At 58.8% G+C, this 21712-nt stretch carries 18 protein-coding genes; 12 read left to right on the top strand and 6 right to left on the bottom strand.

Annotated features, from left to right (window positions below; translation table 11 throughout):
• The first annotated feature begins 8 nt into the window (after positions 1-8).
• The 7 genes from MUN80_RS22540 to MUN80_RS22570 all read left to right on the top strand — a co-directional run bounded on the left by MUN80_RS22540 (position 9) and on the right by MUN80_RS22570 (position 6086).
• The gene (locus tag MUN80_RS22540) at positions 9-587 is read left to right on the top strand and encodes a hypothetical protein (RefSeq protein ID WP_244716580.1); all 579 of its coding nucleotides are present in this window, start codon (positions 9-11) and stop codon (positions 585-587) included.
• 128 nt (positions 588-715) lie between these two features.
• Positions 716-2026 (top strand): cystathionine gamma-synthase family protein, encoded by a 1311-nt coding sequence (locus tag MUN80_RS22545; RefSeq protein WP_244716582.1) that lies wholly within the window; start codon positions 716-718, stop codon positions 2024-2026.
• A 114-nt stretch (positions 2027-2140) separates the two neighbouring features.
• Positions 2141-2854, top strand: coding sequence for a DUF6843 domain-containing protein (locus tag MUN80_RS22550; RefSeq protein ID WP_244716584.1), 714 nt, complete (start codon positions 2141-2143; stop codon positions 2852-2854).
• Positions 2855-2969: 115 nt separating this feature from the next.
• Positions 2970-3896 (top strand): DUF3667 domain-containing protein, encoded by a 927-nt coding sequence (locus MUN80_RS22555; protein WP_244716586.1) that lies wholly within the window; start codon positions 2970-2972, stop codon positions 3894-3896.
• Between the two features lie 214 nt (positions 3897-4110).
• Positions 4111-4668 carry a hypothetical protein gene (locus MUN80_RS22560; RefSeq protein ID WP_244716588.1) on the top strand — a complete coding sequence of 186 codons (558 nt, stop codon included), beginning with the start codon at positions 4111-4113 and terminating at the stop codon, positions 4666-4668.
• A 70-nt stretch (positions 4669-4738) separates the two neighbouring features.
• A complete protein-coding gene (locus tag MUN80_RS22565; protein ID WP_244716590.1) occupies positions 4739-5164 on the top strand; it encodes a DUF7878 domain-containing protein in 426 nt (141 codons plus the stop codon).
• Positions 5165-5321: 157 nt separating this feature from the next.
• Positions 5322-6086: a hypothetical protein gene (locus MUN80_RS22570; protein ID WP_244716592.1), complete on the top strand. Its 765-nt coding sequence runs from the start codon at positions 5322-5324 to the stop codon at positions 6084-6086.
• Between the two features lie 82 nt (positions 6087-6168).
• Here the strand turns inward: MUN80_RS22570 and MUN80_RS22575 are convergent, their stop codons facing one another.
• The 4 genes from MUN80_RS22575 to MUN80_RS22590 form a co-directional block, all read right to left on the bottom strand.
• Complete coding sequence (locus tag MUN80_RS22575; protein ID WP_171589638.1) at positions 6169-7140, bottom strand: deoxyhypusine synthase family protein; 972 nt, start codon at positions 7138-7140, stop codon at positions 6169-6171.
• Positions 7141-7288: 148 nt separating this feature from the next.
• On the bottom strand, positions 7289-7783 hold the full coding sequence (locus MUN80_RS22580) for a hypothetical protein (RefSeq protein WP_244716594.1): 495 nt from the start codon (positions 7781-7783) through the stop codon (positions 7289-7291).
• A 38-nt stretch (positions 7784-7821) separates the two neighbouring features.
• A complete protein-coding gene (gene hslV / locus MUN80_RS22585; RefSeq protein ID WP_100336811.1) occupies positions 7822-8358 on the bottom strand; it encodes an ATP-dependent protease subunit HslV in 537 nt (178 codons plus the stop codon).
• A 152-nt stretch (positions 8359-8510) separates the two neighbouring features.
• Positions 8511-11150, bottom strand: coding sequence for a TonB-dependent receptor (locus MUN80_RS22590; RefSeq protein ID WP_244716596.1), 2640 nt, complete (start codon positions 11148-11150; stop codon positions 8511-8513).
• Between the two features lie 678 nt (positions 11151-11828).
• On the opposite strand from MUN80_RS22590, the gene MUN80_RS22595 reads away from it, so the two are divergent.
• Both MUN80_RS22595 and MUN80_RS22600 read left to right on the top strand, forming a co-directional pair.
• Complete coding sequence (locus tag MUN80_RS22595) at positions 11829-12488, top strand: hypothetical protein (RefSeq protein WP_244716598.1); 660 nt, start codon at positions 11829-11831, stop codon at positions 12486-12488.
• Between the two features lie 227 nt (positions 12489-12715).
• On the top strand, positions 12716-15067 hold the full coding sequence (locus MUN80_RS22600) for a T9SS type A sorting domain-containing protein (RefSeq protein WP_244716600.1): 2352 nt from the start codon (positions 12716-12718) through the stop codon (positions 15065-15067).
• A 168-nt stretch (positions 15068-15235) separates the two neighbouring features.
• On the opposite strand, the gene MUN80_RS22605 is transcribed toward MUN80_RS22600, so the two are convergent.
• Positions 15236-16966 (bottom strand): pyruvate dehydrogenase complex dihydrolipoamide acetyltransferase, encoded by a 1731-nt coding sequence (locus MUN80_RS22605; protein WP_244716602.1) that lies wholly within the window; start codon positions 16964-16966, stop codon positions 15236-15238.
• A 243-nt stretch (positions 16967-17209) separates the two neighbouring features.
• The gene (locus tag MUN80_RS22610; protein WP_244716604.1) at positions 17210-17836 is read right to left on the bottom strand and encodes a histidine phosphatase family protein; all 627 of its coding nucleotides are present in this window, start codon (positions 17834-17836) and stop codon (positions 17210-17212) included.
• Positions 17837-17913: 77 nt separating this feature from the next.
• Here MUN80_RS22610 and MUN80_RS22615 point away from each other — a divergent pair, with 77 nt between their 5' ends.
• The 3 genes from MUN80_RS22615 to menD all read left to right on the top strand — a co-directional run bounded on the left by MUN80_RS22615 (position 17914) and on the right by menD (position 21600).
• The gene (locus MUN80_RS22615) at positions 17914-18357 is read left to right on the top strand and encodes a hotdog fold thioesterase (protein WP_244716606.1); all 444 of its coding nucleotides are present in this window, start codon (positions 17914-17916) and stop codon (positions 18355-18357) included.
• The gene (locus MUN80_RS22620; protein ID WP_244716608.1) at positions 18354-19586 is read left to right on the top strand and encodes a chorismate-binding protein; all 1233 of its coding nucleotides are present in this window, start codon (positions 18354-18356) and stop codon (positions 19584-19586) included. The genes MUN80_RS22615 and MUN80_RS22620 overlap by 4 nt, the downstream gene beginning before the upstream one ends.
• A gap of 115 nt (positions 19587-19701) precedes the next feature.
• A complete protein-coding gene (gene menD / locus MUN80_RS22625; protein ID WP_244716610.1) occupies positions 19702-21600 on the top strand; it encodes a 2-succinyl-5-enolpyruvyl-6-hydroxy-3-cyclohexene-1-carboxylic-acid synthase in 1899 nt (632 codons plus the stop codon).
• The last annotated feature ends 112 nt before the right edge of the window (positions 21601-21712 follow it).

Genomic DNA, 21712 nt, shown 5'->3' on the forward strand with positions numbered 1-21712 from the left:
CCCAACTCATGCGTAAAAAAGCCCGGTTCGAACATCTGCAAGCCGCTGTTTTTTCAGGCAACTGGACTGAGGCTACCCGGGCGTGCGACCAGCTTTTGCGCTTTGGGGGCGGATTTAATACAACAGCCCAACGCAAAAGTCGCCGGTTTCTGCTGGGTCTGCTCACCCAGGACGACGCCCTGGTACGCAATGCGGCAGCCCTGGCCTTTCGGAAAAACAAGGGCCATTGGGCTGTTTCGTCACTGTTGCGGGCGTTGCTAAACCCCGCCAATGCCCAACACCGGGGCACCTTGGCCTATGCCCTGGAAAAGCTGAAGTGCCGCCGGCACCTGGGCGACTTATTCACGGTACTGTTCAGCGCCGCGGGCAATAATTGGCAAGTGCAGATGCACATTCTGACCGTGTTGGAAACCCAGCGCTTTACCTGCTCCCCAGACCAGCGCCACGCTATTCGGCAGCAGTGGGAACACCTCCGGCCGGACTGGAACCGCCTGAACAACCTCGACGAAACCAGTGCCACGGCGGCAACTGCCCTGGATGCCCTGCTGATTCAGTCCTTTGTCGATGAGCTAACCGGCCCTGAATAATTTCCGCGTCACCGCTGGGCATCTGCAGTAGGGCTAAGCTGCCGTCAACCCGCCTCTGTCCCGCTCTACTTCCCGAGAAAAGTTACCTTCGTGGGACCCAATCCTCTCTCCCACCCAACTTTTTTCTCATGACTAACCCCCATGACCACGCCCACATCGGCGGCCAGCAGCTGCGCCCCGAGAGTTTGATGATGAGCTACGGCTACACGCCGGCCTGGAGCGAAGGCGCCATCAAACCACCCATTTTTCAGACCTCCACCTTCGTCTTTACCAGCGCCGAAGAAGGCAAGGCTTTCTTCGAGCTGGCTTATGGTCTGCGCCAGGCCAACCCCGACGAGGAAATGGGTTTGATTTACTCCCGCCTCAACAACCCCAGCCTCGAAATCCTGGAGCACCGCCTCACGCTCTGGGACGGCGCTGAGGAAGCCGCGAGTTTCGCCTCGGGCATGGCCGCCATCAGCACCACCCTGCTGGCCCTGCTGCAGCCCGGCGACGTGGTACTGCACTCCGAGCCCGTGTACGGCGGCTCCGACTTCTTCCTCAAAAACGTGCTGCGCAAATTCGGCATTGAGGCCCAGGGCTTTTTGCCTACTGCTACGCCCGAGCAGCTCGAAGCCCAGGCCGCGGCTATTGACCCCGGCCGCCTGGCCATGATTTTCGTGGAGACGCCCGCCAACCCCACCAACCACCTCGTGGACCTGGAAGCCTGCGCCACGTTGGCCCGCAAGTATGGCTCGGCGGAAAAGCCCGTGCGCCTCGTGGTGGATAATACCTTCCTGGGCCCCGTGTTTCAGCACCCCCTGAAGCACGGCGCCGACGTGGTCTTGTACTCAGCCACTAAGTTTCTGGGCGGCCACTCTGACCTCATTGCCGGTGCCGCGCTCAGCTCCAAGGCCCTGATGAAGGAAATCAAGGCCATGCGCACGTTTATGGGTACTATGTGCGACCCGAACACCGGCTGGATGCTGATGCGAAGCCTCGAAACCCTGAAGCTGCGCATGGAGCGCGCCGCCACCTCGGCCCAGGTAATTGCCGACTGGCTCCGGGCTCACCCCCTGGTAGCGCGCACCTACTACCTAACCCACCTGGAGCACTGCCCCGTGCAGCAGGACATCTACCAGCGCCACTGCCTCTCACCCGGCTCCATGATTTCCTTCGATATCCGCGGGGGCGAGGCCGAGGCCTTCCGCTTCCTCAACGCGCTGAAGCTGATCAAGCTGGCCGTGAGTTTGGGCGGTACCGAAAGCCTGGCCGAGCACCCGGCCACCATGACCCACTCCGACATCACCGTCGCCGACCAGCTCGAAATGGGCATTACTGCCCAAATGATTCGCCTCAGCATCGGCGTGGAAGACCCGCAGGACCTGATGCTGGACCTAAGCCAGGCCTTCGAGGCCGTGGGCGTGCCGCAGGAAGTGGCAGTGGCCGAACTGGCGTAGGGCAACCGCGTAGCCGAGCACAACGGCGCAGACTGGTTGAGCAGATGGTTGCAGCGGCCATGTGCTCAACCAGTCTATTTTTACTTTCAGCTTGACTCCGGGCCTCGGGTAGCCATGGCTTCACCAAAAGATTTTCGGTTTTATAGTGGCCTGGCCCTGCTTGTGGTCGGCTGGATAGTTTCGCTGAACTACTACGTTCTGCTGTTTGCCGCGCCCGTGGTGGTGCTGGGCTTAGTGCTCATTTGGCTGTCGGCAAAGTCGCTGGCAACTAAATCCTGGCTGACTGCCGCTCCCCTGCTGCTCTGGCTGCCGGGCGTTTGGGGCCTGCTGTACTTTGGCAGCCCTCAGGCTAGGCCAGCCACTTTTCTGATTCCGCAAGACTTCCGAGGCCAAATCACGCTGTTCTACAACCAGCCCTGCGGCGAAACACTCCGCACCGAAAACAACCGGCTTGTTTACCGGATTCCAGCCAGTGGAATTCTGCTGCTGCAAGCGCCGATGGAAGAAGGCGTCCTCAACCGTGAGTACTATTTTGTGGACAGTCAAGGCCGTAAAACCAGCTCGGTACCCCACTTTATTCAGCAAGATTTTAATGAGGACTACACGCTGGAAAAGAACCCGCACGAGCCGCCCCGGCATGTAGTGGGTCTCTTCATGACCGGTAGCGGCAGTGGCAGCACAACGAAAATCAGCCGCTACGACTTTGAGACGCTACACGTGATGAGCTACGATAGTTTACGCCGCCGCGAAAATGAGCTAGCCGATACCCTAGTTGACAGCTTACTGATTCCCTGCACTAGCAAAGTGCCTGCTAGCCTGCCTTATTAAGCCAACCGTCTATTGGCTGCGCTAAAAGCTCGCCGCTGTCCGTCAGTGGCGGGCTTTTTTGCTTGCAATTCCTGGAATAAGTGGCTTTCTTTCAAAAATATCCACTCTGCTTTATATGGAAGCCACCTCTACCTTCGCTATCGACCTAGCCCTAGCCCAACCCGAGCACGGGACAGCGGCGGGCCATGCCTCCGGGCACGGCCCCACCACCTGCCTCAACTGCGGCACGCTGGTGCCCGAGCGGTTCTGCGGGCACTGCGGGCAGGATGCCCACCACACCCACCGCCTCAACCTGGCCCACATGCTGCACGAGATTCCGCACAGCATCTGGCACGTGGATAAGGGCATTCAGCACTCCCTTTGGAACATTCTGCGCCGCCCCGGCACTACTATCCGCAGCTACCTGGCCGGGCAGCGTAAGTACCACTTCCCGCCCCTGTCCTTGCTGCTAATTGTAACCGGGGCCTACGCCTTTATTTCCGCCGTGCTGCACATCGACATCATGCCGCCCCGCGACCCGGCTATGCCCGAGGCCGTGTGGCAGACGCAAAAGATGGCCACCGACCTTCTGGCCAAATATATGAGCTGGTACTACGTGGCGCTGGTGCCCATCATTGCCGCCTTTGCCCGCCTGTTTCTGCGCCGCGGCGGCTACAACTACGCCGAGTGCCTGGTGATCGTGGCCTTCATCACGGCCATTTGCAATTTCCTGACGTTGCTCGCCCTGCCCCTGACGTATTTTTTCTCCGGCACTCCCCAGATTCAACAAGTGGGCGCCGTCGTATCGGCCGTAAGCATAGGCTACGCCACCTGGGCTTACAGCTCCATGCTGGCTCACACCGGCCTTAGCCTGGCTGGCCGGCTGCTGCGAGGCTTCTTTCCCTTCGTACTGGGCATCATCCTCCCGTCCCTGCTGGCCGTAGCAATTGGGGTGGCACTCAACTGGGATACCATCAAAAAGAGTATGCAGGAACAGCAGCGGCTTCAGCAGCAGGCCAAGTCAATGCCCGCGCCGGCCCGCCTAGCGGCCCCCGCTCACTAAGGATATACCGCCGAATCAACCAACCACCACATCCCGCCGCTGATGCTCAGCGGCGGGATGTGTGTTAATAAGCGTGAGTTATTTGCTCTGGTAAGCAGCTTGTATTCCTTGCCTGATCTGGTGGCTATTACCCTAAACAATTCTGGCCTAAACAATTTCAAAATGTTTAGGCCAGAATTGTTTAGCTTCCTCACCGCAGTTAAAAACTACCCCTATGGATACTCGTGCATTACGCGCCCACTTTGGGCTTAGCCAGGATATGCTGGCCGACTGGCTGGGCGTGGCCCGGTCGAGTTTGGCCCTGACGGAGCGGGGCTACCAATTCACTACCTCGTCGCGGGGGGCGCAGCAGGTGCGCCTGGAGCTGGCAGCTCAGGGCCTCGTGTACGATGGGGAGGGCGGCACTTTCCCGGCCCCGCCACCGCTGCCTGAGCCCGAACCCAACGAGGACAAGCTGCGGTACCGCCTGCGCGTGTGCCAGTTCAGTATTCAAGGCCTGGAGCTGGAGCTCGAAATCCTACGCCGCCGGGCCGACCCACTCAAGGCGCGGCTGGTGGCCGTGCCGGCCCTGCGGGCCTACCCGGGCCCCGTCGACAATGTGGAAGACGACCAGGACTGGATTACCCTCTTTGAACTGCAAGCCCGCAAGCAGCTGCGCACCACCTGCGGGGCTACGACCAAACGGCTGCTGGAAGCCCGCCTGGCGGGGTTGCGGTGCGAAGCCGAGATGTTGGCGGCGGAGCTGGAGCCTGACACAGCTTCTGCCTCTTAATGCGTCGTGCATCCTTGTGGCTGGGCCGAGTGATTCGTAGGAGTAGCTGTTTTTTCAGTTTTTGACCCGCATGGAACTGCATCATAAAATAGAGAACCTGGTTTTGGGTGCACCTTGGCTTCTGGAGCGCAAAAATCAATATGCTGCCTTCTGTAGTATTGAGGCCGATTTTGAGTTTTGGATTGATGCTGAACAGGTCTTCCAAGAGCCACATTGGAATATTGGTGAGTTGGCGGTACAACTAGCGGAGTGGCATAGGTCAGGGCTACAAGGCGACTTCCACTATCAGTGTATGGATGCGGAAGAACAAGATTTGTTCACCTTCAGGCATGAGGGGGCTGGTTTTCAGTTTTTCTCTGAGTGGGCTTCGAACAACACGTTCAACGCCTTGACCCGCGAGGCACTAATTGCTTTTATTATTCGGTACAGGAATGACGTCATACATCGAATCGAGAGTGATTTGAAATATACTACCCGTTTGTACCTAGGCCAATAAGTACTGTATTTCGACAAGAAAAGCCCGCCGCTAATATTTAGCGGCGGGCTTTTGTGTATTCAGTCCGGCAAAACGGACATGCAACTTTTGGCGCGGCCAGAAGCTCCTATTTCGGAGGCAAATAGTGCCCCTATCCGCCACTTTAAGCTACCTGTATATGCGTACTCTGTACTCCGCGTTTGTTTTGCTGACTCTTCTCAGCAGCTGTGACTCCGAAACAACTCCGGAGCCCGGCCTGCCCATCACTGGGCGCATTCAGGTGCAGGCCTTGGAAAGCCGCGGGGTACAAGGCCGCGCCTTGTTTCTGACTTTTCATGATGAAGGCTTATATCCCTGTTCCAACTACGGTCTGATTACTGACTACCAGCGCTCCGGCTCCCAGCTCAGCTTCGTTTTTAGCGGCGTAGCGGAGCCCACCGGTATCTGCCTGACGGCCACTGGCACGGCCCGCGCCCAGGTCGACATCACCAACTTGCCGCAGGGCACCTACCCGCTGCGCCTGCAAGTAGGCAGCCGCACCACCACCGGGGTTCTCGAATTGCAGAGCTCTTACGTCCGCCTGCAGACCGATAACCCCAACCTGGTGCAGGTCACTCAGCCCGAACTACGGCTGATGCCGCCCAACCTCGTGTGGGGCGACGCTACCACGGGTCTGCCGGCCGACCAAGCCTCCGGCGAGGTGCTGCGCGACTCCCTGCAGCAACTTGGGGCTACCCCCACCACCCTGCCCCCGGGCACTTACACGCGGTTCACCATTGCCGCCAACGGCCTGCTCCAGCCCCCAGTGGTACCGAATGGGTACCGGGCACTTTTATTCCTGGCAACTTACTCAGGCTCTCCGGAACGCATTCAGGCCTTCGTGCGCCGCAGGAATGCCGCCACTCCGGGCCTAAACCTGCACCTGAATACCTCCGCACAATAAACGCCCGGCGCTACACCGATGGGTTAAAACAAGAAAGCCTCCCCATGTGGGGAGGCTTTCTTGTTTTATGTTAAGCCGGCAATTACTGGCCCAGCACCATGGCAAACACCAGCGGCGCGACGATGGTAGCGTCCGACTCGATGATGAACTTGGGCGTGTCCTGGCCCAGCTTGCCCCAGGTGATTTTCTCGTTGGGCACGGCACCGGAGTACGAGCCGTACGAGGTGGTGGAGTCCGAAATCTGGCAGAAATAGCCCCACAGCGGCACGCTGGTGCGGCCCAGGTCCTGGTGCAGCATCGGTACCACGCAGATGGGGAAGTCGCCGGCAATGCCGCCGCCAATCTGGAAGAAGCCGACTTTGCTTTCCTCGGTAGCCTGCTGGGTGTACCAGTCGGCCAGGTAAATCATGTACTCAATGCCCGTGCGCACGGTGTGCACGTTCTGGATGTCGCCGCTGATAACGTGGCCAGCGAAGATGTTACCCAGCGTGGAGTCTTCCCAACCGGGGCAGATGATGGGCAGGTTTTTCTCGGCGGCAGCCAGCATCCAGGAGTCCTTGGGGTCAATCTGGTAGTACTGCTCCAGCTCACCCGACTTCAGGATCTGGTAGAAGAACTCGTGGGGGAAGTACCGCTCCCCGGCTTTGTCGGCCTGCTCCCAGAACTTCAGAACCGAGTGCTCCAGGCGGCGCATGGCTTCCTCTTCGGGAATACAGGTGTCGGTGACGCGGTTCATGTGGCGCTCGAGCAGAGCCTGCTCGTCGGCGGCCGTCAGGTCGCGGTAGTTGGGCACCCGCTCGTAGAAGTCGTGGGCTACCAAGTTGAAGATATCCTCTTCCAGGTTGGCACCGGTGCAGCTGATGATTTGCACCTTGTCCTGGCGAATCAGTTCGGCCAGCTGGATGCCCATTTCGGCGGTGCTCATGGCACCGGCCAGGGTAATCATCATCTTGCCGCCTTCGGCCAGGTGCTTGTTGTAGCCTTCGGCGGCATCAATCAGGGCAGCGGCGTTGAAGTGGCGGTAGTGGTGCTTGAGGAAGTTCGTTACGTTCATCGAAATCGTGGGTTCTGTATGTAGTGGGTGTGCGGTTTACAATCAAATTACAACCGGGAATCGTTCAATGGCGGGGCGCTATATCGAAGAATCTGAATAGCGTACCATTGCGGCTGGGTTGCTCACAAAAAAGGCAGTGTAGGGCGGCTTACTGGTCGAAATGCTTTTTCAATAGGGCCGCAGGAATGGTGACATTCCAGGCGTCGTAGTCCTCGTCCATGCCAGTGGCGTAGAAAACGAAGTCGTCGGTGCGGGGCAGCTTGTCGAATGACAGGCGCGGCATGATGGCGGTTATCGTCTCGTGGAACTGCTGGATTACCGCTTCGTTGTCGTCCTCGTCTTCGTTCCAAAACACCTCTTCGTAGTCGCTCAGCAACTCTTCGGTGCGCTCCGACTGCGGGGCCTCGACGTGGTCGGCATACTGGTACCAGGCCGCCGGGTCATTCACGTCAATTTGCTGAGCCAGTCCCTTGTGGGGCAGCACGAGGCTATTGATGGAGCCCTGCGAATCGAAGTACAGGCAAAACGCCACAATGGGTCCGTCCTCGGGGTACTGGGTCCCGTACGAATCCAGAAACGCCTGGGTATCGGCCCGTACTGATTCGCCCAAGGCCTGAAAATCAAACTTTTTCTTTTTCGACACGGTCAAGGCGTTTGGCAGCTCTTAATGAAGATCACCCCTTAGCTGGGCTGCTCAATCATCAGGTTGTGGTTGGTGTAGATGCAGATGTCGGCGGCAATGTGCAGGGCATCTTCCACCATCTGGCGGGCCGTGAGGTGGGGGGCGTGCTTCTTCAGGGCCAGGGCCGCGGCCTGGGCGTACATAGCCCCCGAGCCGATGGCGGCTACGTCGGAGTCGGGCTCCAGTACGTCGCCGGTGCCGGCAATAATGAGCAGTTCGTCTTTGTCGGCTACTACCATCATGGCTTCGAGCTTACGCAGGTACTGGTCTTTGCGCCACTCCTTGGCCAGCTCAATGGCGGCCCGGCGCAGCTGTCCGCCGTAGCCGTTGAGCTTTTCTTCGAACTTGTCGAGCAGCATGAAGGCATCGGCCGTGGAGCCGGCAAAGCCGGTTACCACTTTGCCGTCCTGGAGCTTGCGCACCTTGCGCACGTTGCTCTTGGCCACGTGCTTATCCATGGTAGCCTGGCCGTCGGCGCCGAGGGCAATTTCGCCGTTGTGGCGGATGCCGAGCACGGTAGTGGAGCGGATTCTCATTGTTGTTGTCGGTTGGTGGTCGTCAGTTGTCAGAGTGGTGGATAACAAAGAAGTCAGCCGCTGGCACGCTACGCACCTACGGCTGACTCCCAATTCTACGCTAGCAACCAGGCATCAGCTGACAACTAGCAACGAACAACTGACAACTCGTATCAGAAACGGGCCTGCAATTTAGCAAACAAAAACCGGCCGTTCGAACCCATCTGCACTGCGTCCCAGGCGCCACCGTTTTCCGTGAGCTGCGGATTGAAGAACTTGGGGTACACGTCAAACAGATTGGAGCTGCCCACCGACAGGCGCAGCTTGTTGGTCAGCGCATACGACAGCGCCAGATCGGTGGTCAGGCGGGCGTAGTAGTCGTTGATCTGGTCGTCGTAGTCATAGAGCCGCACGCCGCCAAACTGCACAAAGCGTAGCAAGGCTCCGAAGCGGCCGATGTTGTAGTCGAAGGTCAGGTTAACTTTATACGGAGGGGCCGAAGCCTTCACAAATGCCTGCTCGCGCGTACCGAAGAATATATCCTCCTTGCCTTGCAGCAGCGGAGTGGTTTTGGCGGCTCCCACTACGAGCAGTCGGTTCAGGTTGGCGGCCAGCGTGGTGGTGAGGCGGCCGGCGCCTACGCCCGTCGTATTGGCCAGCACCACGTCGATGCCCCAGGTGTCGGTCGACACGGCATTGGCGAAAAACTGGGCCTGCCCTACGCCGCGGGGCTGCAAAATCGGGCGCAGTACCACGGTATCTTCCTCCGCGTCGAAGGTGCCGGTAAGCACGATACGGTCTTTGATGCGGATAAAGTAGCCGTCCACGGTGAAGCTCAGCAGCGAGCCAGCCCGGCCGGTAAAGCCCACACTGGCCGACTGCGAGCGTTCCTGCTTCAGGGCCGGGATACCCAGCGCCCGCGATACCGGGCCGTCGTTGCGGTCGAGCAGAATGTCGATAGCCTGGCCTTTCACCACGTTGGTAAACACCGTGTTGAAGTTTATCTGCGCCAGCGATGGGGCCCGGAAGCCCGTGCTGGCCGTAGCCCGCAGCGAGAAGGTTTCGCTCACTTTCACGCGCGTGGCCAGCTTGCCGGTAACGGTGCTGCCGAAATCGGAGTAGTTCTCAAAGCGCACGGCGCCGGCCAGCAACAGCGCCTTGGTAACGTCCAGTTCGGCATCGGCATACACGCCGATGTTGCTGCGGCTGGCCTTCACCTCGTTGCGGGGCTGGAAGCCGGGAAAGCCCTGCGAGCCAGCCGGCCGGTTTGGCTCCGGCTCCCCGGGCTGCAAAACGAGGTTTCGGTTGTAGTTTTCATAGGCGCCCACTTCCCCAGCAAAAATCTGGTACCACTCGCGGCGGTACTCGCTGCCCAGTGCCAGGTTCAGGCCCTGCAACACACCCTTATAATTGCGGCTCAGGCTCAGGTTCACCACGTTTTGCTGTAGTTGAAACCCGCCGGCATCGAAGCTCGTCGGCGACTTGGCCCCCAGCGTTGCGTTGAGCGTATTCTCTACGCCGTATTCAAAGCGGTTGGAGCCGAAGCCGTTGCTCAGGTCCACATCCCAGCCGCCGAAGGTACCGCGTAGCCCGGCCACGCCGTGCCCATCGGTGAGGGTACTGGTAATGATGGGGTCAAAGCCGTTGGGGTAAATCTGGATGTTGCTGCGCGGGTTGGGCACGCTCACCGTGATAGTATCGTCGCCCTGAATGTAGGTGCTATCCGAAAAGGGAAACCGGGTATAGGCGTAGGCCTCGCCCTTGCGCAAGTTCAGGCCCCCAAACACGTAGGCGTACACACGCTCACTGAGCGGCAGCTTGCTGTTCAGGTAAGCCGAGGTGTTGCTGGCTTTGGGGTCGCCGTATTGCCGGCGCTGGATGCCTTCGGTGTTGGGCACGTTGGCCCGCTGGGTGTGCTGGCGCTGGTTGTAGTCGACAGTGGCATTCACGAAGCCGCCTTCCCCAATGGGCACGCCGTAGTTGAGGTTGGCATTGAAGTTCCCGCCGTCGAATTTCTGGTCGTCGAAGCGGTAGCGGGCATCGTACGCGCCGTAGTTCAGGTTGGCCGTCAGCTCCTTGGTGCTGGTTTTGAGTACGATGTTAATGACGCCGGCAATGGCATCGGAGCCGTACTGGGCCGAGGCCCCGTCGCGCAGAATCTCAATTCGCTCAATGGAGGCGGCTGGAATCGTGTTCAGGTCGGTGCCGGTATTGCCGCGGCCGCGCGAGCCAAACAGGTTTACCAGCGCCGACTGGTGCCAACGCTTGCCATTTACCAGCACCAGGGTTTGGTCGGGACCCAGGCCGCGCAGGGAGGCGGGGTCTACGTGGTCGGCCCCGTCGGCCCCGGTCTGACGGTTAGAGTTAAACGAAGGCGCCACAAACTGCAACAGCTGGTTCACGTCGAGCTGGCCGGTTTTGGCCGTCACCTCCCGCACGTCGATGATGTCGACCGGCGAAGGAGTATCCGTTACCGAGCGGTTCTGGCTGCGCGAGCCGACCACCTGCACGGCGTTGAGGCTGGTGGTAGCCACGGCCAGGCGCACACTCGTGGCTCCTTGGCCCGGCGTTACTTCCTGCGTCGTGTAGCCGATAGAGGAAATGGCCAGCCGGGGCTGGGCCGTGCGGGCGCGTAGCGAAAACCGGCCATCGTTGCCGGTGGCGGTGCCGTTGTTGGTTCCCTTTTCCACCACAGTAGCCCCAATAATCGGGCGGCCGTTTTCGTCCAGAACTTGGCCGGTTAGCTCCTGATTTTGGGCCCAGGCGGCCATACTCGCCAGCCAGAGCAGGCACATAAAGACAAGTTGTTTCATAGCAGAGTAGATGGTGAGGTGAGTTAAGCAGGATGAGAAATGGCTATGCCCGCAGAACATAGATTAATTGCAATAAAGTAATTTAAACCAGAAGCGGCGGTTGATTCTCGTCTTTGGATAAGCCCTAAGTACCGCTGATGCAGGACGACAAAGACCTGTTTGAGTTCCGAAAGCACTGCACTGCCACCGTTTCATTCCCTGTCTTATACCAGCAGCAGCTCGCCATCTGTTTTGCGCCACGGTTCCGAGCAGGCTGCCATCCTAATACCAGCCTGGAAAGCGAGGCTGCCAAAACGAAGCACCGCCGACCGCTGTACTTTACTGCTGCTCCATGGCTGGTGACGTCACTTTTTCGCCGCTCAGCTGCTTTCTCCGCTACACATGGCACGCTGACTATAATTATCTTTGATTCAAGCAATTACACAACAAATACTCTTCCCCAGAAAGCATAAAGTGGCAGCAGAGGTAGAATGAATGATGTTATATATATGATATTCACAATCAATTATAACTGGCTCCGCCGTCCCGATTCGAGCTGTTCTGTCCTTGGAGGATGGTCGTTTACTCAACAGCTTTACCTGGATCCAATTTTTGGGCACTTCATCCTTCACCTAATTTCTTATATACCCTCCTATGTTGCGTAAGCTAGCTTCTATTCTTTTTGTCAGCACGGTGGCCATGCAATCTGCTGCTGCCCAGACAACCCCTACCCTAAACGGCAACAGCCTTACTGGGAATCAGACTACCTCTCCGTTTTATATTACGGCGGCTCCAGCAAACGGGGAAGGTCCTTATGTGGAGATGGTTAACAACTCCTCGGCTAACCCGGAACGGGCTGGCAGCATCGGCTACATTGCCGGTTTTAACGCGGCGAATCCCGCTGGCATTTCGCACACGTTTTATTCGCGTACTGCCGGGGGCAGTTGGGTTTCACACATGCGGGTTTTGCAGAACGGCCAAATCCAGATTGGCCAGCGGCAGCCGGCTGCTCCGCACAATGATTACCGCTTGGCAGTCGATGGCAAGCTCGTGGCCCAGTCGCTCTACATCACAAACCCCAGCACCTGGGCCGACTATGTATTTGCGCCAACTTACCGGCGTATGCCTCTGGCGGACTTGGAAGCCTACCTACTACAAAATAAGCACTTGCCAGCTATTCCGGCAGCCGCCGAGGTAGAACGCAAAGGATACAATGTAAGCGAAATGGACGCAAAGCTGCTGCAGTCCGTGGAGGAGCTGACCCTGTACGTCATTGAGCTCAATAAGCAGAACCAGCAGCTCCAAGCCCGCACGGCCGAGCTGGAAAAGGCCTTATCAGCATCCAAGGTGGGCCGCTAACAGTGCCTCGCTGCCCGCCATTGGCGGCCGGTTCAGCGTCGTTAGCTATTTGACAGGAAGCAGGACCTGGCTTTTTCAGCCCAGGGTGTCGCTCCTATATCATTCCTTTAAAAGCCCATCTTAGCATGAAGAAGTTACAGCTACTACTGTTGCTCTGCTGCTTGTTAGCCGGCAGGAGTCCAAGCGTTTTTGCACAGAGCCAATGCCCCTCAGTTCCCTATAGGGATATGATTTACCAGTTTGCCAACTGGAATTGGGAAATACCCCGGTCTGATCCTAACTATTGCAAGACATGGGCAATTCGACGACCAAACGATGGCAGAAGTGATGCGGTGGTTATTGAGTCGCCGTGGGTAGGCCCACGAAACGGCATCTTAGCCCTGATTGCTCGAAACCAAGATTACACCAAAGCCAAAGGCTGGGAGCTATTGCGGATGGACTTTGGGGGTGTTACGGCCAACCCAATGCCTTACTTTATTCTCTATAACAAGTACACCGGCACGCTCCGAACTTTTTTTTACCTGAACAACCAGGGCGGCACTTATACTACCGGGGCCACCGTGACCATGGGGCACAGCAGTGCCAATGGTTCTAGAAATCCGGGTGTATTGGCCATGTCCAGGGAGACACTGCTTACGCCCGAAGCGTATACTGCCGCTACGGACGCCAATGATGAAATTGTGACGTATGTGACAAAGATGACGGACCAGGAAGGGTGGATTGTTGCCGACTTTACTATCGGTTTTGATCCTAACATTGGTTCGTCTGCTTACTACGGTACGGCCTTGCAGTTCAAAGTGCAGGGCGTGGTAACTAACAACATAAACCTGAAGGGAGAATTTAATTTTAAAACTTCGCAGGACGACGGAATAAGTTTTGCCGGCAAGGATTCTCAGACCCAAAAAACCGGTAGCGGTCCTACAGCATCAGAGCGGAAGTTCTTGGCCAACAGCAAGAAGGTTTTTGGTGTCGTCGATGACATCACCAAGTTTGTTGACAAGTTTGCGGCCAAGGCCACCAAGACGGCAAAAAACACGGCGGCCGTCAGTCCGAGCGCCAGTGATGCGGCGTCTAAAATTGCGGCAATAGCAACTGCGGACAAAACGAGCCCCAGCGTATTTAAGAAAGTACTGAACGTGCTCGGCGCCACGGGTACAGCACTTGGTATTATTGGTAACGTAGTGGGGTTGCTATGGCCGGAGGAAAAAGCCCCGGCCGTTGCCCCGCCCTTTACGCCCACTGTTTCTAATGGCTCCATCATTCTGACCGGCTCTATCACGACGACTTACCCGCTGTACAGTATAACGGTCCAGACGCCGGGTGCCCAGCACTTCAATGATGGAAAAAGCCAGACTTACTATAATTGTGCCCTTGGCCTTTTCAGTATTAAGAACACCCCGCGGGTAAATAGCGCTACTTGGCGCTACACCTACGACACGGCTCCATACGAAGATTACTACGTTGAGCTATTCTATGACCGCACGTCATTGCAAGTGGCGAACAATCTAGTGGCCACGTACAATGAAGCGGCCGGGCTTAAGCTGGTTTCTGCCCAAGCAGCAATTGTGGTTGAGCAGAAACGAGAGGACGTATACGCAGACCCCTACATGCGTCAGCAGATTGCGTCGGGCGAAATCGTAATCGACGTTGATAATGACACGACGGTGATGTATCAAACGCCTTTTATCGACCTGGGAAATTTCCGCAACCAGGCTATAACTGTGGCTTCTAACTATGCTTTATCCGAGCTGTCTTATAAGCCAAACTACTACACTTCTCCTTACAAGGTAAGTGTACGGATTAAAGCCATCCTACAAAGAAAGAATGCAACATTGGATGAAGCTCCCATCTATTATGTGCAAGACTATGCCATTACTGATCAAGGCCCCAGTGCCGGAGTTTACAATCCCAGAGTAAATAACACGCCATTCTGGACTGGTAACCCCATCGAGCCTGCCTTTAGCAATCTATTGTCAGGATTGGCTCAAAATGCTCCGGGGCAGTTCTTGTCAGACTACACGCTCCCAGCGGGTACTTACAGTTCGCCTTTAGTCGTCTCAGCGGCGAAGGATATTCTTTTTCCCGGCACAAACCCCGCGGGCAGTTCCGCCACGTTCGACCACCCCGGCAATGGCACGTCATACTTGCTATCCAACACCGGTATAAGCCTGGGAGAAGGATTCTCCGTGCGGGCTGGCACCAACTTCGTTGCTACGACTCCGCTGCAAGGGTGGAAGCAAGGAGGGCAAGCGCTGGTAGAAAGCAACGGGCCGAATCAATGCCCTTACAACCCGGACGCTTACCGAATCCTGGCTGCCGCCCCGCTACAGCAAGCATTAACTGGACTGGCTATCTATCCTAACCCGACCCAGGGTGAGTTCTCCATCACTGCCAAGAGTTATGTAGGCGGCACGCTGACTATCTATGATGGCTTAGGCAAGCAAGTAGAAAAGATTGACCTTTCCTTCCTGGGTGAGCATACCTACCGGGTGAATTTAACCGGCCACGCTCCCGGGCTGTATATTGTGAGAATGCGTACCGGACAAACTACGGTTAGCCAAAAGCTGCTGCTGCAGTAACCCCCGACAGGTTCCTAACAGCTTTTTTATTCCGATCTAAAGGAGCCAAACCTACAAGGTTTGGCTCCTTTAGTCTCCTTGTTTGTTAGCCTAGCCATTAGCCCAAGGATACAAAAAAACCAGCCCGCACAGGCTGGTTTTTTTGTATCCTTGGGCTAATGGCCTTTATCAGATCAGCATCTTCATCGGGTCTTCCAGCAGGGCTTTCAGCGTTTGCAGGAAGGCCGCGCCGGTAGCGCCGTCTACCACGCGGTGGTCGCACGAAAGCGTTACCTTCATGATGTTGCCGATGGCCAGGGCGCCGTCTTTTACCACGGCCGTCTGCTTGATGCCACCCACAGCCAGGATGCAGGCATCCGGGGGGTTGATAATGGCGGTGAACTCGTCGATGCCGAACATGCCCAGGTTGGAGATGGTAAAGGTGCTGCCCTCCCACTCGGCGGGCTGCAGCTTCTTGCTCTTGGCTTTGCCGGCCAGCTCTTTCACTTCGGTAGCAATAGCGGCCAGGCCTTTGCCGTCGGCGTTGCGCACGACGGGCACCAGCAAACCTTCGTCCACGGCTACGGCCACGCCGATGTTAACCACCTTGTTCTGGCGGATTTTGTCGCCGAGCCAAGAGGAGTTGACGGCCGGGTGCTGCTTCAGGGCTACAGCGGCAGCCTTGATAACCAAGTCGTTGAAGCTGAGCTTCACTGGCGACAGGGTGTTGAGCTGGGTACGCACTTCCATGGCTCGGTCCATCAGGATTTCCATCGTCAGATAGAAATGCGGGGCCGTGAAGAGGCTTTCCGAGAGGCGACGGGCAATAACCTTGCGCATCTGCGACACGGGCGTGTCGGTGTAGGTACCTTCGGCGGGCTGAGCGGCCGGGGCGGCAGCCGGAGCCGGAGCCGCGGCCTGAGGTGCGGCAGCGGGGGTTGGAGCGGCTTGGGGAGCGGCAGCCGGGGCAGCAGCAGGCTGCGTAGCGGCAGTGGCGCTGGGCTGGGCGCTTTCCAGGTCGCGCGATACGATACGGCCGTTTTCGCCCGAGCCTTTGATGGTGTTCAGGTCAATGCCTTTCTCGCGGGCAATGCTTTTGGCCAGCGGGGAGGCAAACAAGCGGCCACTAGCTGTGGTAGCAGCCTGGGGAGCTGCCGCGGCAGCCGGAGCGGTGGCCGAGGCGGGAGCAGCATCCTGGGGGGCAGTTTCGGCCGGCGTAGCTGCACCACCCGACTGACCACCGAGCAGGGCCTGAATGTCGGCGCCTTCTTCCCCGATGATGGCCAGAATGCCATCCACGGCTACGGCTTCGCCTTCTTTGGGGCCAATATAGAGCAGGGTACCATCGTCATAGTTTTCCAGCTCCATCGTGGCCTTGTCGGTTTCTACTTCGGCCAGCACGTCGCCGGACTTCACTTTGTCACCTACTTTTTTCTGCCAGGAGGCAATAGTGCCTTCCGTCATCGTGTCGCTCATCTTGGGCATCCGGATGACAGTAGCTTTTTTGCCATTGCCGGCGGGAGCAGCGGCCGGGGCAGCAGCTACTGGAGCCGGAGCCGGAGCAGCGGCGGGTGCTGCCGGAGCCTCTGCAACCGGAGCAGGAGCTGTTGCGGGTGCTTCTGCCGCCGCGGGAGCCGGAGCGCCACCCTGAATCTGGCTTAGCAGCGCGGAAATATCCTCACCCTCTTTGCCTACAATGGCCAACACGCCATCCACGGGTACCGATTCGGTTTCTTTGGGGCCGATATAGAGCAGGGTACCGTCTTCGTAGTTCTCCAGCTCCATCGTGGCCTTGTCGGTTTCTACTTCGGCCAGGATATCCCCGGATTTGACTTTATCACCCACCTTTTTGAGCCACGCCGCAATGACCCCTTCGGTCATAGTGTCGCTCATTTTGGGCATTTTTATGATTTCGGCCATCTGCGTCTTCGAGTGTGTTGTGTAGGGTCAAAATTAGCCCGAAAATCTTCGGGTGCAAACAATAACGTAGCGTTCGGCTGGATAGGCGCAACAGCGAATTTTCGCCTTCTCAGCAGCTACGGTAGTATTGGCATATTGCTATTTGCTGGTCAACCGGGCGGCGATCTGCTTTAGAAGCTTTTAACCCAACGACTTCCGCCAGCTTAGTGAGTCTGCAACCTGGCTTTCCTATGCCATACTACCTCAGCTGGGGCAATCCTGCAGATGGGCTACGTCCAGAAAGCTGTTCACCGAAAACATGCTGCCGGTGTAGTGCACCTTATATAGGCACAGGTTGCGGTGTTCGAAGCTGTCCATGGCGCTGAGCGGGTAGTTGAGCAGTTGGCAGAGCAGCACCCGCATGGCCCGGCCGTGCATGCATACCAGCACGGTTTCTTCCTCGGGCCGGTTGCGTAGGAGCTCAATAAAGGGCCGCTGCCGGGCCGCCACTTCGTCCGGACTTTCGCCCCCGAGTAGGCGGGCGTGCGATTCGCCCCGCCGCCACTGCTGCAGCACTCCGTTGTATTCCTCGTCTTCCTCGGGTGTGATGCGCATTCCCTCACGCACGCCCCAGCTAATCTCGTTCAGGCCGCTGTGTTGTTCGTGGGGCAAACCCAGATCCAGAAAGCCCTGCACCGACTGGTGAGTGCGCTTCAGCGTAGAAGTATACACCTTATCGAAGGGCAGGTGCTGGTAGGCCGCAAAAAAGCGGGCCGCCTGCTGGCGTCCGGCCGCGTTCAGGTCCGAATCGACGCCCGAACCCTGCACGATGCCGGCCACGTTAAAGTCGGTCTGTCCGTGCCGGATGAGGTATATTTTTTTGACGCTCACTTTCCCGCTAGCTTTGTTGTTTGGCCCCGAAAGTACTGCTTTTGGGCCCTGAATCCGTTTAATTCCGCACTTACCGCATGGCACATCCTACCGCCGACCTGGCCCAGCTCAACGCTTGGTGCCGCAATACGCTGGGCGAACACCTTGGTATTGAAATCACTGAAGTCGGCGACCGGCTGCTGGTCGGCCGCATGCCGGTGGACCGCCGCACTCACCAGCCCATGGGGTTGCTGCACGGCGGGGCCTCGGTAGCGTTGGCCGAAACGCTGGGCAGCATCGGCGCGGCCCTGCAGGTAGATGTACGCAAAAAAGCCTGCGTAGGGCTGGAAATCAACGCGAATCATCTCAAAGGGGTGCACTCGGGCTGGGTGGTAGGCCGGGCCACTGCTTTGCACGTAGGCCGCAGCACCCAGGTCTGGGAGATCCGCATTACCCACGAGGAAACCGGCGTGCTGGTCTGCGTGAGCCGCATCACCATGGCCGTCATCGACCTGCCGGCCAGCGCCGAGCCCAAGGCATGAGCCAGCCGCAGCCGCGGACGGTAACCTGGCCAGGCCGGGTGCCCACCCCGCCGGAGCAGCTTCAGCAGTTGCTCACTTTTGCCCTGCAACAACAGCTGCCAGTGGCGGCCTGGCGCCTGCCCGGCACCGAGCACGTGCAGTTGTGCTTGAGCTTGTCGGCCGACGCGGCCCTAACGGGTTTGCCCCCGGCCCTCTCACCCGAAGCCCCGGCGGGCTTCGCGTTTTTCCCCTTCCGCGACTCCGACCACAATCCGGCTTTGTTTCTGCCGGCCGACATCTACTGGCACGCCGAAACACCCGCCCAGCTTCAGCTCGACTCCACCGACAGCCGAGCCAGTCAGCTGCTGGCCTTTCTGGCCACCGAGCACGCCCCCGACCCCACACCCCTGCCCTGGCACCTCAGCACCCAGCCCGTGCCGCACACAGCTAGTCAAGCCGAGTATTATCAACTCGTCGAAACCGGCGTGCAGGCTATTAAAAGCGGGCAGGTGGTGAAAGTGGTGTCGTCGCGGGCGGCGCGGCGGCCCCTACCGGCGGGCTTCGACGCGCTGCGGGCCTTTCGGGAGCTGTGCTCCCGTTACCCGCGGGCGTTTGTGTCGTTGGTGAGTGCACCGGGCGCGGGCACCTGGCTGGGCGCTTCGCCGGAAGTGCTGGTGGAAGTGGATGAGCAGGGCGTGTTCCGGACCATGGCGCTAGCCGGCACCCAAGCGTTGGCTCCGGGTGCGCTGCCCCAGCACGCCATCTGGCGACAAAAGGAAATTGAGGAGCAGGCCCTGGTGGCACGCTACATCGTGAGCTGCTTCAAGCAACTGCGCCTGCGCGAATACGAGGAAACCGGTCCGCGCACGGTGGTAGCGGGCCAGCTGCTGCACCTGCGCACCGACTTTGCCGTGAACCTGCGCCAGGTGCCCTTCCCCACGTTGGGCACTGACATGCTGCGCCTGCTCCACCCGACTTCGGCTGTGGGCGGTATGCCCAAGCAGGCAGCCCTGGACTTTCTGCAGGCCCACGAAGGCTACGACCGAGCCTACTACAGCGGCTTTCTGGGCCCGGTAAACGTGCCCCAGGCCGGTGTTTCGCGGCTATTCGTAAACTTGCGCTGCCTGCAACTTCACCCCGCCGAAGCGGTTCTGTACGCAGGCACCGGCCTCACCGCCGACTCCGACCCCGAGCGCGAATGGCAGGAAACCGAAATGAAACTAAGCACGATTGGGGCCATCTTGCGGTGAGATGGTGAACTAGTGAATTGGTGAGTTTTATGTTCAATCCGCGCAGAACCGCGCCGCCGCAACGACAACTCACCAGTTCACCAGTTCACCATCTCACTATTTCACTAATTCACCTATGCAGGCTGTTTATAACATTGCGGAAATCTGCGCGCAGATGGGCATTACCGACGTAGTGTTGTCGCCGGGCTCCCGGTGCGCACCCCTGACGATTTCCTTTGCCCGCCACCCCCGCATCAAGGTGCGCACCGTGCCTGATGAGCGGGCCGCGGCCTTTATCGGGCTGGGACTGGCGCAAAGTCAGCGGCGGGCGGTGGCCCTGGTTTGCACCTCGGGCACGGCGGGGCTGAACTACGCCCCGGCCGTGGCCGAAGCCTATTTCCAGCAGATTCCGCTGGTGGTATTTACCGCCGACCGGCCACCGGAATGGATAGACCAGCTCGACGGGCAAACCATCCGGCAAACCGACCTCTACGGGGCGCACGCCAAGGGCACGTTCACGTTTCCGGCCGATACCTCGCACGCCGACGCTAAGTGGCACTCGGCCCGGATTGTGTCGGAGGCCATCAACCTGGCTCAGGAGTTTCCGGCCGGACCGGTGCAGGTAAACGTGCCGCTGCGGGAGCCGTTTTACCCCAAAGCCGGCGAGGAACTGACGTTCGAAACGGTGCGGGTGATTCAGGAAACGGCCAGCCTGCCGATGCTGCCGGGCCCCGAGCTGGTGGCCTTGCGCCATGCCCTGCGCCAAACGCCCCGGGTGCTGGTCGTGGCCGGGCAGCACCACCACACCGATGCCCTGTTGCTGGCCTTGCGCCAGTTCACAGCCGCCTACCAGATTCCAGTCGTGGGCGACGTTATTTCCAACCTGCACCAGCCCGTGGGGGCCAACTACGACTTGCGCACGGCCCCGCTGAGCAAGCAAGACGTGTTTATGGCCGTGCCCGAGCGGGGCCTGAAGGAAGCCCTGCGGCCCGACCTACTGATTACCTTCGGGCAGTCATTGATTTCCAAGGCCCTGAAGCTCTACCTGCGCGAGTCTCAGCCGGCCCAGCACTGGCACGTGCAGGCCGCCGGCCCCGTGGCCGACACGTTCAAGTCCCTGACCCACGTCATCCGGCTGGAGCCGACCACGTTCTTCGAGCTGCTGGTTGCTACCGACTACTCCCTGTTCGGCGGCCTGACCTCGGCCGAAGACACCGCCGCGGCCAAAGAAGCTAGTGGGACGGATAAGATACAAGCCTCTGGAAATCCTGATATGGGTTCGATTCCCGTCGCGAATCCGCCCCGCCTGACGTGGCCGACGAGTGGCTGGGCTTTGACGGAAAAAGACGCGGCGGCCAAAACAGCCTACCTCACGCCCTGGTACAAGGCCGAAAGCTGGGCCAAGGAGTTTCTGGCCGGGTTCCTGGCCCAGCCCGACCAGCCCTTCAACGAATTCACCGCCTTTCACCAGGCCCTGCGCCACCTCACCGACGGTACGGCCCTGCACCTGGCCAACAGCATGGCCGTGCGCTACGCCAACATTCTGGGAATTCCGGAAAACCGCAGCGTGGAGGTATTTGCCAACCGCGGCACCAGCGGCATCGACGGCTGCACCAGCACGGCCGTGGGCGCGGCCCTGGCCCAGCCCGAGCGACCCGTGGTGTTGATGACCGGCGACGTGGCCTTTTTCTACGACCGCAACGCCTTCTGGCAAAATTACCCCACGCCCAACCTGCGGGTAATTTTGTTTAACAACCACGCCGGGGGCATTTTCCGCCTTATCGACGGGCCGCGGCAGCAGCCCGAGTTGGAGGAGTTCTTCGAAACTCACCAACCCCTGACGGCCGAAAACACCTGCCGCGACTTTGGCCTGCGCTACTTCACGGCCAGCACCTTCGCCGAGCTGAAGTTGGCGCTATCCGCTTTCTTTGCACCGGTAAGCGGCGCGGCCCTGCTGGAAATCACCACCGACAGCGCCACCAACGCCGCTTTCTTCGAAGAATACCGCAAAGCAGTCCGCACTTCCTTCTCCTGAACAACTCGGCGTCTTCAGCGTTTTCTTCTGCGTCCTCGGCGGGAACCATCGTTCAACGATTTAGCCCGCAGAAGGCGCAGAAGAAAACGCTGAAGACGCTGAAGAAAACCTG

The organism is Hymenobacter cellulosivorans, from assembly GCF_022919135.1.
GTDB classification, from domain to species: Bacteria; Bacteroidota; Bacteroidia; order Cytophagales; family Hymenobacteraceae; genus Hymenobacter; species Hymenobacter cellulosivorans.

What these genes read in the sequence shown, in the direction of transcription:
- MUN80_RS22565 (WP_244716590.1), top strand. Translation starts at nt 4,739, where the DNA reads ATGGAACTGCATCATAAAATAGAGAACCTGGTTTTGGGTGCACCTTGG.
- MUN80_RS22595 (WP_244716598.1), top strand. Translation starts at nt 11,829, where the DNA reads ATGCAATCTGCTGCTGCCCAGACAACCCCTACCCTAAACGGCAACAGC.
- menD (WP_244716610.1), top strand. Translation starts at nt 19,702, where the DNA reads ATGCAGGCTGTTTATAACATTGCGGAAATCTGCGCGCAGATGGGCATT.
- MUN80_RS22575 (WP_171589638.1), bottom strand. Translation starts at nt 7,140, where the DNA reads ATGAACGTAACGAACTTCCTCAAGCACCACTACCGCCACTTCAACGCC.
- MUN80_RS22590 (WP_244716596.1), bottom strand. Translation starts at nt 11,150, where the DNA reads ATGAAACAACTTGTCTTTATGTGCCTGCTCTGGCTGGCGAGTATGGCC.
- MUN80_RS22550 (WP_244716584.1), top strand. Translation starts at nt 2,141, where the DNA reads ATGGCTTCACCAAAAGATTTTCGGTTTTATAGTGGCCTGGCCCTGCTT.
- MUN80_RS22545 (WP_244716582.1), top strand. Translation starts at nt 716, where the DNA reads ATGACTAACCCCCATGACCACGCCCACATCGGCGGCCAGCAGCTGCGC.
- MUN80_RS22620 (WP_244716608.1), top strand. Translation starts at nt 18,354, where the DNA reads ATGAGCCAGCCGCAGCCGCGGACGGTAACCTGGCCAGGCCGGGTGCCC.
- MUN80_RS22600 (WP_244716600.1), top strand. Translation starts at nt 12,716, where the DNA reads ATGATTTACCAGTTTGCCAACTGGAATTGGGAAATACCCCGGTCTGAT.
- MUN80_RS22615 (WP_244716606.1), top strand. Translation starts at nt 17,914, where the DNA reads ATGGCACATCCTACCGCCGACCTGGCCCAGCTCAACGCTTGGTGCCGC.
- MUN80_RS22570 (WP_244716592.1), top strand. Translation starts at nt 5,322, where the DNA reads ATGCGTACTCTGTACTCCGCGTTTGTTTTGCTGACTCTTCTCAGCAGC.
- MUN80_RS22605 (WP_244716602.1), bottom strand. Translation starts at nt 16,966, where the DNA reads ATGGCCGAAATCATAAAAATGCCCAAAATGAGCGACACTATGACCGAA.
- MUN80_RS22555 (WP_244716586.1), top strand. Translation starts at nt 2,970, where the DNA reads ATGGAAGCCACCTCTACCTTCGCTATCGACCTAGCCCTAGCCCAACCC.
- MUN80_RS22540 (WP_244716580.1), top strand. Translation starts at nt 9, where the DNA reads ATGCGTAAAAAAGCCCGGTTCGAACATCTGCAAGCCGCTGTTTTTTCA.
- hslV (WP_100336811.1), bottom strand. Translation starts at nt 8,358, where the DNA reads ATGAGAATCCGCTCCACTACCGTGCTCGGCATCCGCCACAACGGCGAA.
- MUN80_RS22560 (WP_244716588.1), top strand. Translation starts at nt 4,111, where the DNA reads ATGGATACTCGTGCATTACGCGCCCACTTTGGGCTTAGCCAGGATATG.